The organism is Capillimicrobium parvum (assembly GCF_021172045.1).
Taxonomy (GTDB): domain Bacteria; phylum Actinomycetota; class Thermoleophilia; order Solirubrobacterales; family Solirubrobacteraceae; genus Capillimicrobium; species Capillimicrobium parvum.
Genome location: NZ_CP087164.1, coordinates 3,499,964 through 3,513,379 on the forward strand (window position 1 = coordinate 3,499,964; position 13,416 = coordinate 3,513,379).

A 13,416-nucleotide genomic window follows, 5' to 3' on the forward strand; every position below is an offset into this window, starting at 1 on the left:
CGCAACGCACTCGGCTAGGGTGAGCCGCCGCGCAGCGAGCACACCACCCAGGAGCGTTGGACATGGTCGAGGTCATCGGAGTCGTCGGAGCCGGATTCATGGGCTCGGGCATCGCGGAGTCGGCCGCCCGCGCCGGCGTCGGCGTCCATCTCTACGAGCCGCAGGACGACGCGCTTGCACGATCGGACCAGCGCATCGCCGACTCCGTACGCCGGGCGGTGTCGCGCGGGAAGATGTCCGAGGACGACGCGACCGCCCTGCGCGACCGCATCCACTTCACGACGTCCCTCGAGGACCTCGGCCCGGTGCAGGGCGTCGTCGAGGCGATCGTCGAGGACCCGCAGGCGAAGGGCCAGGTGTTCGCCACCCTCGACGCCGCGCTGCCCGACGCGCGCTTCCTCGCCTCCAACACGTCGTCGATCCCGATCGCCCAGATCGCGTCGTGGACGCACCGGCCCGAGCGCGTGCTCGGCCTGCACTTCTTCTCGCCGGTGCCGGTGATGAAGCTCGTCGAGGTCGTCGTGGCGCTCGACACCGCCGAGCAGGCGGTCGAGGAGGCGATGGCCGTCGCCCAGCAGCTCGGCAAGCACCCGATCCGCACGAAGGACCGCGCCGGGTTCATCGTCAACATGCTGCTCATCCCCTACCTGATGGCCGGCGTGCGGATGTTCGAGGAGGGCTTCGCCAGCCGCGAGGACATCGACGAGGGCATGAAGCTCGGCGCGAGCCACCCGATGGGGCCGCTCGAGCTGTGCGACTTCATCGGGCTCGACGTCCTCTATGCGGTGTGCGACTCGCTCTACGAGGAGTTCAAGCGCCCCGAGTACGCGCCGCCGCCGCTGATGAAGCGGATGATCCTGGCGGGCAAGCACGGCCGCAAGACCGGCCAGGGCTTCTACGACTACCGTCCCGCCGGCTGACGCGGCGCTCAGCCGGCGGCGCGGTCGCCCTCGTCGTCGAAGTCCGCGGCGCCGACGCGGAGGCGCCGCAGGACGTCGGTGAGGTCGCGCAGGTGGTCCTCGTCGAGCGGCTCGGTGCCGAAGCGCTGCTCGTTGAGCGCCTCGGTCGCGCCGGCCGCGGCCTGCCGTCCCGCCTCGGTGATCGTGGCGAGCGTGGTGCGCCGGTCGGTCGGGTGCGGCGAGCGCTCCGCGTAGCCGAGCCGCTCGAGGCCGTCGATGAGGTTCGTGACGCTCGTGCGGTGCACCTGCAGGCGGGTGCCCATCTTGCCCAGCGGCAGCGCGCCGCGGCGGCTGAGGTACAGCAGCATCAGCGCCTCGTAGCGCGGGAAGGTCAGCGAGAACGGCTCGAGCGTCGTGTTCAGGCGCGCCATGAGGATCTGCTGCGCGCGCATGACCGAGGTGACGGCCATCATCGGCGCGACGGTGTCCTCGCCCCACCGCGCGCGCCACTGGTTGCCCGCCTCGGCGATCGGATCGAAGCTCAGGCCGCTCGTCGTCATGCGCGGGCTCAGTAGACCGGGCTCTCGGTGTACGAGCCCCACACGTCCTGCAGCGCATGGACGATCTCGCCCTCCGTCACGCGCAGTCGCGCGGCGTCGATGAGCGCCGGCATGAGGTTGACGTCCGGGCGGGCGGCCTGCTCGCGCAGCGTCGCGAGCGCCTGCTCGACGGGCGCCGCGTCGCGTCGGGCGCGGACGGCCTGGACGCGGTCGATCTGCTTGCGCTCGAGCGCGGGGTCGATCCGGAGGATCGGCGTCTGCTCGTCGTCGCCCTCGGTGAAGCGGTTGACCCCGACGACGATCCGCTTGCCGTCGTCGATCTCGCACTGCAGCTGGAAGCTCGCGTCGGCGATCTCGCGCTGGGGGTAGTTCTGCTTGACCGCCTGCACCATCCCGCCGAGCTCGTCGATCTTCGCGAAGTACCCGTAGGCCTGCTCCTCGAGGCGGTCGGTGAGCGCCTCGACGAAGTAGCTGCCGCCGAGCGGGTCGATGGTGTTCGTCACACCGGTCTCGTGGGCGATGATCTGCTGGGTGCGCAGCGCGATCCGCACCGCGTCCTCGGTCGGCAGCGCCAGCGCCTCGTCGTAGGAGTTGGTGTGCAGCGACTGCGTGCCGCCCAGCACGCCGGCCAGCGCCTCGATGGCCGTCCTGACGATGTTGTTCAGCGGCTGTTGGGCCGTCAGCGACACGCCCGCGGTCTGGGTGTGGAAGCGCATCAGCCACGACTTCGGGTTCTTCGCGCCGAACGTCTCCTTGAGCTCGCGCGCCCAGATGCGCCGCGCGGCCCGGTACTTGGCGATCTCCTCGAAGAAGTCGATCTGGGCGTTGAAGAAGAAGCTCAGCCGCGGGGCGAAGTCGTCGACGTCGAGGCCGCGGTCGACCGCCTCCTGCACGTAGGTCAGCCCGTCCTTGAGCGTGAACGCCAGCTCCTGCGCCGCCGTCGAGCCGGCCTCGCGGATGTGGTAGCCGGAGATCGACACCGGATGCCAGCGCGGCATGTTCGGAGCGCACCACTCGATCATGTCGCCGAGGAAGCGCATCGCCGGGTCGATCGGGAAGCACCACTCCTTCTGGGCGATGTACTCCTTGAGGATGTCGGCCTGGATCGTCCCGCCGAGCCGGTCGGCGGGGATGCCGGCCTCCTGCGCCGCCACGACGTAGTAGGCGAGCATGATCGGCGCCGGCGCGTTGATCGTCATCGACACCGTCACGTCGCCGAGGTCGACGCCGTCGAACAGCGTCTCCATGTCCTCGACCGAGTCCACCGCGACGCCCTCGCGGCCCACCTCGCCCAGCGACCGCGGATGGTCGGAGTCGTGACCCATCAGCGACGGCATGTCGAACGCGGTCGACAGCCCCGTCTGGCCGTGCTCGATCAGGTAGTGGAAGCGCTCGTTGGTCTCCTCGGCCGTGCCGAAGCCGGCGAACTGGCGCATCGTCCACATCCGGCCGCGGTACATCGACGGATACACGCCCCGCGTGAAGGGATACTGCCCCGGCAGGCCGATCTGATCGGCCTCCGGCAGGTCGCGCCCGGTGTAAAGCGGCCGGATCGGCTCGGCCGACAGGGTCGTGAAGGGAACATCGCGCTCCGGCGTCGCCGCGTACGCCTTCTCCCAGCCCTCCAGTGGTGTCTGCGTACCTGTGGGCATCAGATAGTCGGAATTTAGCGCTTTCTGGCGGCAACACCTGATCCCGCGGCCGCCTCGCGCGCCGCAGCAGATGTGATCTGCTCGCTCGGCGGTTAGGATCGCGGCGACGCCGAGGACTTCGAGCGCGGAGACCGAGAGGAGGATCCGTCGGTGATGACTGGCGCGGACTGGTCGGATATCGCCCGGTTCGGGGAGACGGTCTGCGAGACGCTGCGCTCGGTCGCGGTCCAGCGGCGTGCGCTTCCGGCATTCACGCGCCTCACGTCCAGCGACTCAGGCGGCATCTACGTGTTCGATCACCGCTACCGCGCGACGATGGCCTCGATCGTCGGCGCTCCCAGCGTGCTGCTCTACGAGTTCGAGGAGCTCGGCCGGCGCGACTGCACCTACATGCAGCGCTCGATGGCGTCACGGTTTCCCGTACACGACGCCATGCTGCATCCGACGAGCCGCGCCCATCGCAACGCGCCGCAGGGCCGGCTGCTGCAGAAGTACGGGCTCGAGCATTGCATGCTCATCCCCCTCATCCGCAACGGACGCACCGTCGGCGCGGTCAGCATCGCGCGCGAGACGGGGCGGCCCCCGTTCAGCATCGCCGAGCAGCGCGTGGCCGATCGCCTGGCACGGTTCGTGTCCATCGCGCTGATCAACGCCGCGCTCCACGAGGCGATCGCGGGAGTCGACGACGACGCGGTCGCGGTCTCCGGCGACGGCGACCGCGACGGCGACGGCGACTCGGTGGAGACCGTGCGGATGCGCGACGAGGCCGGCGTGGCGCGCTACGCCGCGCGCCGAAGGAAGGCGACGGCCCTGCGCGGGACGCTCAGTGCGCGCGAGATCGAGGTGTTCGAGCTCATGGCCACCGGCCTGACGAACGCCGAGATGGCGGGCGAGCTGAACATCGCGGTCAACACCGTCAAGCAGCACGTCAAGCAGATCTTCCGCAAGCTCGGCGCCCGCTCGCGCCTCGAAGCGGTCCATCACGGGTACGGCCCGCCGGTGCACTGACCGGCGTCCCGGCCGCGTCGGCGCGGCTCGCGCGCGGGCCAGGTGCTGCTAGCCCAACACCCGGGCAGGCTCGCGGAGACCCTCCCGTACGAGCATCGGCAGCACGGACTCGCCGAAGGTGGCCAGACCGCCCTCGTAGTCGAGCCAGGTCAGCAGCAGACCGTCGACGCCGGCGTCGCACAGGGACGCGAGGGTCGCCGTGATCTCCTCGGCGGGGCCCAGGATCGGATAGCCGCCGTAGCCGGCTGCGATCGCGAAGCGGACCTGGTCCAGCACGCCCTCCGGGAACGTGTGGGCGTTACCCACGTTGTTGGCCAGGAAGGCGTCGACACCCTCCCGATCGCCGCGCGTCACGACGTAGTCCTGGACGTAGGCGCGGGCCTGCTCCATGGTGTCGCGCTGCACGACGTAGCTCGACATCCAGACCTGGATCTCCTTGCCGTACCGCTCCCGCGCCAGGTCCCGGTACTGGTCGACCTGCCTCTTCAGCGCTTCCGGCCGCGGGTCCTGCGGGATGATGAAGGCCACGTCGCAGTCCCTCGCCGCGAAGTCCTGGCCCCGCTCCGACCCGCCCGCGTTCAGGAGGATCGGCCGCCGGTACGGCGACCGGGGTTGCACGATCGCGCCCTTGAGATCGTAGAAGCGGCCGGTGAAGTCGAAGCCGGCCGGATCGTGCCAGAGGCGATCGAACACCTCCACCCATTCGTGCGCCAGGGCGTAGCGGTCCTCGTGGCCGTACATCGGGTCGCCGAACATCTCCATCTCGGCGCGATACCAACCGCAGACGAGGTTGAGGCCGAACCGACCGCTCGAGATGAGGTCGATCGTGGCCGCGCTCTTGGCCGCGATCACGGGATGGACCACCGAGAGGTGCACCGTGCTCATCACGCTGATGCGCTCGGTCACAGCAGCAACCGCGGCCGCCCAGGCGAAGGTCTCGAACAGATCCCCTGAGTAATGGCCGTCGCTGGCAAAGGGCTTCCAGCGCGAGGCGGAGACCGCGGCCTCCATGCCCAGTCGATCCGCAAGCTGCGCGATCCGGACGTTGTTGTCCCACGTCGGCACGAAGCGGTCAGGATGATTCGTGAACGCCGCTCCACCGTTGAAGCCGAAGACACCGAGCTTCAGCCGGTTGGTGGAGCTGTGGATCGGGTTCATCGTGCTCCGGGTGCTGCTCATGTTCAGGGTCCTTTCGAGGCTCGGCGTGGTCACCGTGCAGGCGTCACTCGACGACGATCGGCCAGCGTGACGCCGGGCGGAGCCCGAGACGCTCGAGCGCCTGCGATCCCACCCGATCGATCTCAGCGGCGAGCCCTTGGACATCGACCGTGGTGAGACGTCCGCCCTCCATGACCACCCGACCGTCGATGACCACGAGCTGCGCGGCACTCCCGCCGGCCCCGTAGATCAGGTCCGGGATGGGATTGCCGAAGCGATCCGGCGAGAAGGCGAGCTCCGTCGCGTCGAACAGCGTGAGGTCAGCCGCCGTGCCGGCCTCGATCGTCCCGATGCGATCGTCCCAGCCCAGGGCACGCGCCGCGTTCACGGTCCCCATCTCGAACGCCTGGTAGGCGCCCATGATCAGCGGATCGCGGCGGGCATCCTTGTGGGCGGTGGCGGCGAGATGCATCGTGCGCACGAGGTCGAGGAACCGGCTGATCGCGGCGGCGTCAGTGCCGACGGCGGCGTTGACGCCCGCGGCGATCAGATCCGGGACGACGCCGCCGGCGACCCACCCGTTGCCGCCGAGCAGGCTCGCTCCGGGGCAGTGCGCGATCGAGGCGCCCGAGGCGGCCAGCCGCGCGATGTCGTCGCCGTCGAGCCAGTTGATGTGCGCCAGGAGCAAGCACACGCCGGGTTCCAGCAGTCCGAAGCGCTCGTAGCGGTCCAGATCGGCGTTACCCGTCGGGGCCTCCGGGTCCGGCGGCCGGAACCCGAGGAAGTGGCCGAGGATCCCTGCGCCACGGAGACGGGTGCGCTGGGCGATCTCTTCGACCAGGCGGTCGCTGACCGCCGCCGGCATGTCGAGGTCGTACCAGACCCGCAGCCGGCCGTCGCCGGCTCCGTCGAAGCGGTCGACGGCTTCGTCCGCCTCCCTCAGGGCCTGGTCCGTGCTGCGCACCTCGCCGCCGAACGGGCTGGGAAGGTCAGCGGTCTTCGGGGCGAGGACACCTCGGATGCCGATCTCGATCGCGGCGCGAGCTGTACCGGCCGTCTGTGGACCGCCCCCGTCGCCGAAGCAGGTCGTGCCGTGCCGGATCATCTCGGCGAATGTGCCGAGGGCCGCGACATAGGCTTCCTCCTCGGTGAGCAGATCCTCGTGCGGGATGACGCGCTCGCCGAGCCGCTGCATCTGCGGCAGGTCGTCGCAGAGGCCCTTGATCAGGTACCCCCCGGCCGGATGGTTGTGCACGTCGATCAACCCCGGCGTGAGAAGCCCGTGCGGCGCGTCGATCACCCGCTCGGGCGCGAACCCGGCCAGGATCTCGTCGCGCCGCGCGACCGCGACGATGTCCGTGCCGGCGACGGCCACGGCCCCGTCGAGCAGGATCCGGCGCGAGGAGTCCATCGTGACGACGGCTCCCGCGGTGATGACCAGGTCGGCGGGCTGGCGGTCGGTCATGACGCGATTCGCTCCTTCATCCTCGAGCTGTGGTGGGTGACGATTGCGGGGCGCCGCCGAGCGTGGCGACGAGCAGGGCGTGCTCGGTGAGCGACTCGCCCGTGAGGGCCTGGGAGACCCGGCCGTCGCGCAGGACGAGGACGCGATCGCACACCTCGGCGAGGTCCTCGAGCTCGGCGCTGCAGATGACGATGCCGGTGCCACCCTGGGCACGTTCGGCCAGCAGGCGGTAGATCGCGGACTTCGCCGCGACGTCGACGCCCTGGGTGGGCTCGTCGAGGACGAGGACGCGCGGATCGGTGCGCAGCCAGCGGGCGAGCACCGCCTTCTGCTGATTGCCGCCGCTGAACAGGTCGATGGGGCGCTCCGGGTCGGGCGGGACGAGCTCGACCGCCTCGGCCCAGCCGCGGACGTTGCGGCGCTCGCGCCGGCGCGAGAGATGCGTGCCGGTCCACAGTGGCCGCAGCCGGGGCAGCGTGATGTTCGCGCGCGCCGAGTGGCCCGGCACGAGCGCGCGCGCCGACCGGTCCGCCGGGACCATGACCAGACCGCGGCGCACGCACACAGCCGGGGAGCGGAGGCCGATCGGCACGCCGTCGACGTCGACGTCGCCTGCGGCGCCGGGATGGCTGCCGAAGAGCACGTCGGCGACGTCCTCGCGCCCGGATCCCAGCAGCCCCGTGACGCCGAGGACCTCGCGTTCGTGCAGATCGAGGTCGAGGTCCCGCAGCCGCCCGCCGGACAGGGCGCGGGCCCGCATCACGACCGCCTCCCGCGGCCGCACGGGCGCCGGGTACATCTGCTCGACGGGCCGCCCCGCGATCAGGGTGACGAGGTCGTCGTGCGTGAGCTCCGCCGCGGGGCGCACCGCCACCATCCGGCCGTCGCGCAGGACGCCGACGCGGTCGCAGAGCGCGAGGATCTCCTCGAGGCGATGGGAGACGAACAGCACGCCGGCGCCCGCCCCGGCGATGCGGCGCACCGTGGCGAACAGGCGCTCGACCTCACGCTCGGGCAGGGCCGCGGTCGGCTCGTCGAGGACGAGCACGCCCTGCGAGGAGCCCCAGCCGATCGTCGCCCGGACGATCGCGATCGCCGCGCGCTCGGCCGCGCTGAGCTGCGACACCGGCCGCGTGACGTCGAGCTCGATCCCGAACTGCGCGAGCGCCTCGACGACCCGCCGGCGCTGCGCCCGCCATCGGATCCGCCCGAGCCGCCCGGCGTCGAAGCCGCTGCCCAGGCCGACGTTGTCGACGGCGTCGAGCGAGCCGACGAGGCCCAGGTCCTGGTGGATGAACCGCAGACGGTCGTCGCCGGCGCCGCCCTCGAGATCGAGCGGCCTGCCGTACAGCGTGGCGCGCGCCCCTGGATCGGCCCGGTGATAGCCGGCGAGCACCTTGATGATCGTGCTCTTCCCGGAGCCGTTCTGGCCGACGAGGCCGAAGATCTCCCCGGCCGCGATGCGCAGCTCGACGTCGTCCACCGCCTTCTGCCCGGGGAACGTCTTGCTGAGCGACTCGACCTCGAGGCCCGTCGTCACGTCACCGGCCCACTTCGGCTCGCAGCGGGCGAGGACGGCGTCCGCCCCGACGACGGCCCGGGGGCAGCCCCCGGACCGGACCGGTCGAGCTCGCGCTCGGACTCCCGGGTGCGGATGGACCGCTGCACGTTCGCCAGGCCGACGGCCACCAGCAGCGCGACGCCGTTGAACAGGTCCGGGAGCCAGTATGGAGCGCCCGCCAGCTCGAGGCCCTTGACGCCCACCGCGAGCACGTAGACGGCCAGCACCGTCCCCCAGACGTTGAACTGGCCGTTGCGGAACTGGGTGGCGCCGAGGAACGCGCCGGCGAAGACCGGAAGCAGGTACCCCACACCCGTCGTCGAGGTCGCCGAGCCGGCCCGGGCCGTGGCCAGCATGCCGGCCAGGGTCGCGACGATCGCGGCCGCCACGAACGCGCCGGCGACGATCCGGCCGGTGTGGACGCCGGTCAGGCGCGCGGCCTCCGCGTTGCCGCCCGTCGCGTACACGCGGCGTCCGACGGGCGTGTGCTCGAGCATGTACCAGACGACCAGGGCGACGATCGCCAGGTAGAACACCGGCAGGCCGATCCCCAGGATCTCGGTGCTGCCGAGGTCCTGGAAGAACGGGGTCAGCCCGATCAGCTGATCGCCGTTGGTCAGGGCGTTGCCCAGCGCCGTGAGCATCGAGAACATCGCGAGCGTCGCGATCAGCGAGTTGATGCGGAACCTGACGACGGAGATCGCGTTGATCGCCCCGATGCCCGCACCCACGCCCACGGTGGCCGCGATCGCCGGGACCGTGCCCCATCCGTGGGTGCCCATCAGCCACGCGACGAAGAGCGCGCCGGTGCCGAGCACCATCGCGATCGACAGGTCGATGGCCCCGGCGGCCAGCGGGATGACGAGCGCCACAGCGGCCATCGCGACGACCGACTGCTCGACGAGCAGGCTGCGCAGGGTCGTCGACGTGAGGAACGTGTCCCCCACCCACAGCGAGTACACGACGAACAGCGCCACGAGCAGGTAGACGGCGCTGATGTTGCGAAACGACAGTGCTCGCGTCCAGCGGCCGCGAGCGCCGTCGACGGGCCGCGCGCTCACGGTTCCAGCTCGTGCGGTCGGGCTCGACGGGGACTTCCGGCCGTCACTCGCCGCCCCAGAGGGCGGTGAACTTGGCCGGGAAGTCCGGGACCGACGGCCACGGCTCGCTCGGCGGGAAGTCCAGGTTCTCCTGTGTCAGGAACTGGATCGGGATGTCCCCCACCGTGTTCTCCGGGTCCTGGCCGGCGAGCATCCTCGCCGCGACGTCGAGGGCCTTGAACCCGAAGAACTCCATGTTGAAGCCGACGTCGGCGGTCTGCTGACCCGCCTTGATGTATTCGTAGTTGGCCTGCTGGCCGGCGATGGTGATCGCCTTGACGCCGTCGATCCCGGCGGACTGCAGCGCCTGCGGGACCCCGATGTACATGTCGCCGAACGTGCCGGTGATCCAGTTGATGCTCGGGTCCTTCTGCACCGCGCTGACGACCTTGCTCGCAAGGGACGGCCGGCCCAGGTCGGAGATGGCGATGTCGAGGACGGTCAGCTTGCAATCCGGGCAGGCCTTCGCGTAGCCCTCCTTGAAGCCATCCAGGCCCGCCGGCACGCCGCCGCCGGCGAGGTTGAGATAGAGCGTGCTGGCGCCCTTGCCGCCGGCGTCGGCGGCGATGAACTGCGCCATCTGGCCCTGCGTGAGGGCGGTCGCCTCGTTGCCGTAGATGGAGACCGTCCCTGGGGCGTCGGGCACCGACCATGTGACGACCGGGATCTTCGCGTCGCCGGCCTGCTTGAGCTCCGCCTGGTAGAGCTGCGTCGGGGTCCCGGGTGCCACGATGATCGACGGCTTCAGGGCGAGGCCGGCCTTCCAGGCCTTGCTGACCGTCTCCGGGGTGAAGCCCTGCGGTGGCGACTCCGCGAACTTCATCCCCATCGCCTTCGCTGCGGCCTCGGTCCCCTGGCTCTGGCGCTCGCAGATCGGCTGCGAGCAGCGCATGAACACCACGGTGCCCGTCGGCGCCTGCTTCAGCGGCTCGCTCACGCCGATGTCCTGCGGCACCTGGCTGTACTTCGCCACGGTCGCCTTCGCCGCAGCGAGCGCCGGGTCGGCCGCGGTCGTGTCCGCGGCTGCGGTCGCGGCGGCAGTGGAGACCGCGGTGGTCGCGCCGTCCTCCCCGCTGGACCCGCAACCGCTCGCGACCAGCGCGGCGGCGACGAGTCCCAGCATCAGCGTGCGGGCCCGCGCTCCGGGCGTCCGTGGCAGACCGAGCTGCATGTGCTCGCCCCTCTCCCCTCGAGTTCCGTGGTCAGGCCGGATGGCGAAGCGCGGCGACCCGGCCACCCATCCGTCGATGACGCGGCATCCTCGGAGACGGGCCGAGCACCGGCAATGACCCTGAGGGGTTATTCCTGCCGCGGGCTGGGCGCCGCCGGACGGCCGGAGCGGCTGCGGCGGCGATCAGATGCCGCGGCCGCGGCGGCGCTCATATGCCGCGGCCGCGGCCGCGCCCGGCATTGCCGCGCGCAAGCCGGTCTGAGATGCTGGACAGCCCCGGCTCCAAGGAGCATCGGATGAGCATCTCGGCTTCCACCCAGGACCGCCGGCAGCTCCTCGCGGAGCGATTCGACGGCATCCTCACCGGGCCCGGCGACGCCGCCTACGACGAGACCCGGCGCTGCTACAACGGCCTGGTCGACAAGCGTCCGGCGATCATCGCCACGTGCCGCGGCACCGCCGACGTCGTCGAGGCCGTGCGGTTCGCCACCGGGCAGGGACTGGACGTCGCGGTGCGCGGCGGGGGCCACAACGCGGCGGGCCGCGCGATGTGCGACGACGGCCTCGTGGTGGACCTGTCGCTGATGCGCGGCGTCGACGTCGACCCGGAGACGCGCACCGCCCGCGTCCAGGGCGGCGCGCTGTGGCGCGACGTCAATCGCGAGACCGGCGTCCACGGGCTGGCGGTCACCGGCGGAGCGATCTCCACGACGGGCGTCGGCGGCTACACGCTCGGCGGCGGCCTCGGTTGGCTGATGGGCCTGCACGGCCTGGCGGCCGACAACCTCGTCGAGGCCGAGGTCGTGCTGGCCACGGGCGAGGTCGTGCGCGCCCGGGCCGATCACCACGAGGACCTGTTCTGGGCGATCCGTGGAGGCGGCGGCAACTTCGGCGTCGTCACGTCGTTCGCCCTGCGCCTGCATCACCACCCGGAGGTGGTCGGCGGCGTCATCGCCCACCCGCTCGACGCGGCCGCGGACATGCTGCGCTTCTACCGAGAGGTCACGGCCGACGTCCCGGACGCGCTCACCGTCTTCGCCGCGGTGCTGCACGCGCCCGACGGGTCGGGCGTGCCGCTCGGCGCGCTGCTCGTCTGCCATGCCGGCGAGCGGGCCCAGGCCGAGCGCGACGTGCAGCGGTTGGCGGAGTGGGGCTCGCCCGTCATGGCCGAGGTGGGCCCGATGCCGTATCCGGCGGTGAACACGATGCTCGACGCGGGGTTCCCGCCCGGGTCGCTGAACTACTGGAAGTCGACGTTCGTGCGCGACCTCGACGACGGTCTGTTCGAGTTGATGGTCCACCGCATCGCCGACTGCCCGTCGCCGATGACCGGGATCCTCCTCGAGCACTTCCACGGCGAGGTGACGCGCGTCGATCCGGCCGCGACCGCCGTCCCGCACCGCCGGCCCGGCTACAACCTGCTGATCCCGTCGCTGTGGACGGACCCGGCCACGACGGACGCGAACGTCCGCTGGGTTCGCGAGACCTTCGCGGCGACGGCGCCGTACCGCGCCGGCGCCCGCTGGCTCAACTACTTCGACGACGACGAGGAGCCCGGGTCGCTCGACCACGCCTACGGGCCGAACCTGGTCCGGCTCGCACAGGTCAAGCGCCGCTACGACCCGGCCAACGTCCTCCATCACAACCAGAACATCCTCCCCGCCCGCGACGAGGCGGGTGCCCCGGCGAGCACGGCCGGCCGGTGACGTGCGCGCGGAGATCCGCTTCTGCACGGCGCCGGACGGAACGTCCCTGGCCTACGCGCAGCACGGGCGCGGCCCGCCGCTCGTGCGCGTGGCGACCTGGCTGACCCACCTCGAGCTCGATGCCCGCAGCCCCGTCTGGGGCCACTGGCTCGACCGCCTGGGCGAGCGCCACACCCTGTTGCGCTACGACGAGCGCGGCTGCGGCCTGTCGGGGGGCCCGGTGGGCGCGCTGTCGGTGGACGCATGGGTCGGCGACCTCGAGGCCGTGGTCGACGCGGCCGGCGTCGACCACTTCGCGCTGCTCGGCGTATCCCAGGGCGCGGCGGTCGCCGTCGCGTTCGCGGCGCGTCATCCCGAGCGCGTCAGCGAGCTGGTGCTCTACGGCGGCTACGCGCGCGGCCGGCGGGTGCGCGGAGAGGACCGGCGGGAGGAGGCGATGCTGGCCTCGATCCGCGCCGGCTGGACCGACGCCGACGCGACGTTCCGTCACCTGTTCAGCCTCCTGTTCCTCCCGAACGGGACGCCCGACCAGATGGCCTGGTTCGACGAGCTCCTGCGCACCACGACCACGCAGGAGACTGCGCTGAAGCTGTTCGCGGCCCGCGGCGCGATCGACGTGCGCGGCGAGGCGCCGGGCGTGTCGGCGCCGACCCTGGTGATGCACGCCCGGGACGACCGGGTCGTCGGCGTCGAGGAGGGGCGCATGCTCGCGCGGCTGATCCCGCGGGCGAGACTGCTCGTGCTCGACTCCGCCAACCACATCCTGCTGGCCGACGAGCCCGCGTGGGAGGAGTTCGTGTCCGCGCTGCACGCCTTCCTCGCGGTCGCGCCGCCGGCCGCTGCCGAGCCCGCCACGTCCGAGCTGAGCCCGCGCGAGCTCGAGGTCCTCGAGCTCGTGGCGGACGGCCTCACGAACGAGGCGATCGCGCAGCACCTGTTCCTCAGCGTCCGGACGGTCGAGCGCCATCTCTCGAACGTCTACGCCAAGCTGCGGCTGTCGGGCAAGGCCGCGCGGGCGGCGGCCGCGGCCGCGTTCGCCGGACGGCGCGAGGCGGCGCGAGGCCCGTAGCGCCCTGCGTGGTGGCCGCCACCCGCGGCCCGCGCGATTGGGTGATGTCACGGATGCCGCGAACGCC

At 71.7% G+C, this 13,416-nt stretch carries 11 protein-coding genes; 4 read left to right on the forward strand and 7 right to left on the reverse strand.

From position 1 onward, the window contains the following. Nucleotides 1–62 precede the first annotated feature (62 nt). The gene (locus tag DSM104329_RS17075) at nt 63–920 is read left to right on the forward strand and encodes a 3-hydroxybutyryl-CoA dehydrogenase (protein ID WP_259311056.1); all 858 of its coding nucleotides are present in this window, start codon (nt 63–65) and stop codon (nt 918–920) included. A gap of 8 nt (nt 921–928) precedes the next feature. Here DSM104329_RS17075 and DSM104329_RS17080 read toward each other — a convergent pair whose 3' ends face one another. Both DSM104329_RS17080 and DSM104329_RS17085 read right to left on the reverse strand, forming a co-directional pair. Then, complete coding sequence (locus DSM104329_RS17080; RefSeq protein ID WP_259311057.1) at nt 929–1,459, reverse strand: MarR family winged helix-turn-helix transcriptional regulator; 531 nt, start codon at nt 1,457–1,459, stop codon at nt 929–931. A gap of 8 nt (nt 1,460–1,467) precedes the next feature. Then, the gene (locus DSM104329_RS17085) at nt 1,468–3,111 is read right to left on the reverse strand and encodes an acyl-CoA mutase large subunit family protein (RefSeq protein ID WP_259311058.1); all 1,644 of its coding nucleotides are present in this window, start codon (nt 3,109–3,111) and stop codon (nt 1,468–1,470) included. Between the two features lie 153 nt (nt 3,112–3,264). Between DSM104329_RS17085 and DSM104329_RS17090 the strand changes: the two genes are divergently transcribed. Next, nucleotides 3,265–4,119, forward strand: a complete 855-nt coding sequence (locus DSM104329_RS17090) for a helix-turn-helix transcriptional regulator (RefSeq protein WP_259311059.1) — start codon at nt 3,265–3,267, stop codon at nt 4,117–4,119. 48 nt (nt 4,120–4,167) lie between these two features. Here the strand turns inward: DSM104329_RS17090 and DSM104329_RS17095 are convergent, their stop codons facing one another. From DSM104329_RS17095 to DSM104329_RS17115, 5 genes are read right to left on the reverse strand one after another with little or no spacing between them, the layout of a single operon-like run. Further along, nucleotides 4,168–5,298 (reverse strand): LLM class flavin-dependent oxidoreductase, encoded by a 1,131-nt coding sequence (locus tag DSM104329_RS17095; protein ID WP_407655846.1) that lies wholly within the window; start codon nt 5,296–5,298, stop codon nt 4,168–4,170. A gap of 43 nt (nt 5,299–5,341) precedes the next feature. Continuing rightward, nucleotides 5,342–6,742: an amidohydrolase family protein gene (locus tag DSM104329_RS17100; RefSeq protein WP_259311060.1), complete on the reverse strand. Its 1,401-nt coding sequence runs from the start codon at nt 6,740–6,742 to the stop codon at nt 5,342–5,344. Nucleotides 6,743–6,758: 16 nt separating this feature from the next. After that, complete coding sequence (locus DSM104329_RS17105) at nt 6,759–8,282, reverse strand: sugar ABC transporter ATP-binding protein (protein ID WP_259311061.1); 1,524 nt, start codon at nt 8,280–8,282, stop codon at nt 6,759–6,761. Further along, nucleotides 8,279–9,364: an ABC transporter permease gene (locus tag DSM104329_RS17110; protein ID WP_259311062.1), complete on the reverse strand. Its 1,086-nt coding sequence runs from the start codon at nt 9,362–9,364 to the stop codon at nt 8,279–8,281. The genes DSM104329_RS17105 and DSM104329_RS17110 overlap by 4 nt, the downstream gene beginning before the upstream one ends. Before the next feature lie 43 nt (nt 9,365–9,407). Next, entirely contained in the window at nt 9,408–10,574 is a 1,167-nt protein-coding gene (locus tag DSM104329_RS17115; RefSeq protein ID WP_259311063.1) for a sugar ABC transporter substrate-binding protein, read from the reverse strand. A 296-nt stretch (nt 10,575–10,870) separates the two neighbouring features. Here DSM104329_RS17115 and DSM104329_RS17120 point away from each other — a divergent pair, with 296 nt between their 5' ends. Together DSM104329_RS17120 and DSM104329_RS17125 are read left to right on the forward strand one after the other, a co-directional pair. After that, nucleotides 10,871–12,280, forward strand: coding sequence for an FAD-binding oxidoreductase (locus DSM104329_RS17120; protein WP_259311064.1), 1,410 nt, complete (start codon nt 10,871–10,873; stop codon nt 12,278–12,280). A gap of 1 nt (nt 12,281) precedes the next feature. After that, nucleotides 12,282–13,349 carry an alpha/beta fold hydrolase gene (locus DSM104329_RS17125; protein WP_259311065.1) on the forward strand — a complete coding sequence of 356 codons (1,068 nt, stop codon included), beginning with the start codon at nt 12,282–12,284 and terminating at the stop codon, nt 13,347–13,349. Nucleotides 13,350–13,416: the final 67 nt, after the last annotated feature.

Coding starts and splice junctions, on each gene's coding strand:
- DSM104329_RS17090 (WP_259311059.1), top strand. CDS start 3,265: ATGACTGGCGCGGACTGGTCGGATATCGCCCGGTTCGGGGAGACGGTC.
- DSM104329_RS17095 (WP_407655846.1), bottom strand. CDS start 5,298: ATGAGCAGCACCCGGAGCACGATGAACCCGATCCACAGCTCCACCAAC.
- DSM104329_RS17100 (WP_259311060.1), bottom strand. CDS start 6,742: ATGACCGACCGCCAGCCCGCCGACCTGGTCATCACCGCGGGAGCCGTC.
- DSM104329_RS17115 (WP_259311063.1), bottom strand. CDS start 10,574: ATGCAGCTCGGTCTGCCACGGACGCCCGGAGCGCGGGCCCGCACGCTG.
- DSM104329_RS17120 (WP_259311064.1), top strand. CDS start 10,871: ATGAGCATCTCGGCTTCCACCCAGGACCGCCGGCAGCTCCTCGCGGAG.
- DSM104329_RS17075 (WP_259311056.1), top strand. CDS start 63: ATGGTCGAGGTCATCGGAGTCGTCGGAGCCGGATTCATGGGCTCGGGC.
- DSM104329_RS17085 (WP_259311058.1), bottom strand. CDS start 3,111: ATGCCCACAGGTACGCAGACACCACTGGAGGGCTGGGAGAAGGCGTAC.
- DSM104329_RS17080 (WP_259311057.1), bottom strand. CDS start 1,459: ATGACGACGAGCGGCCTGAGCTTCGATCCGATCGCCGAGGCGGGCAAC.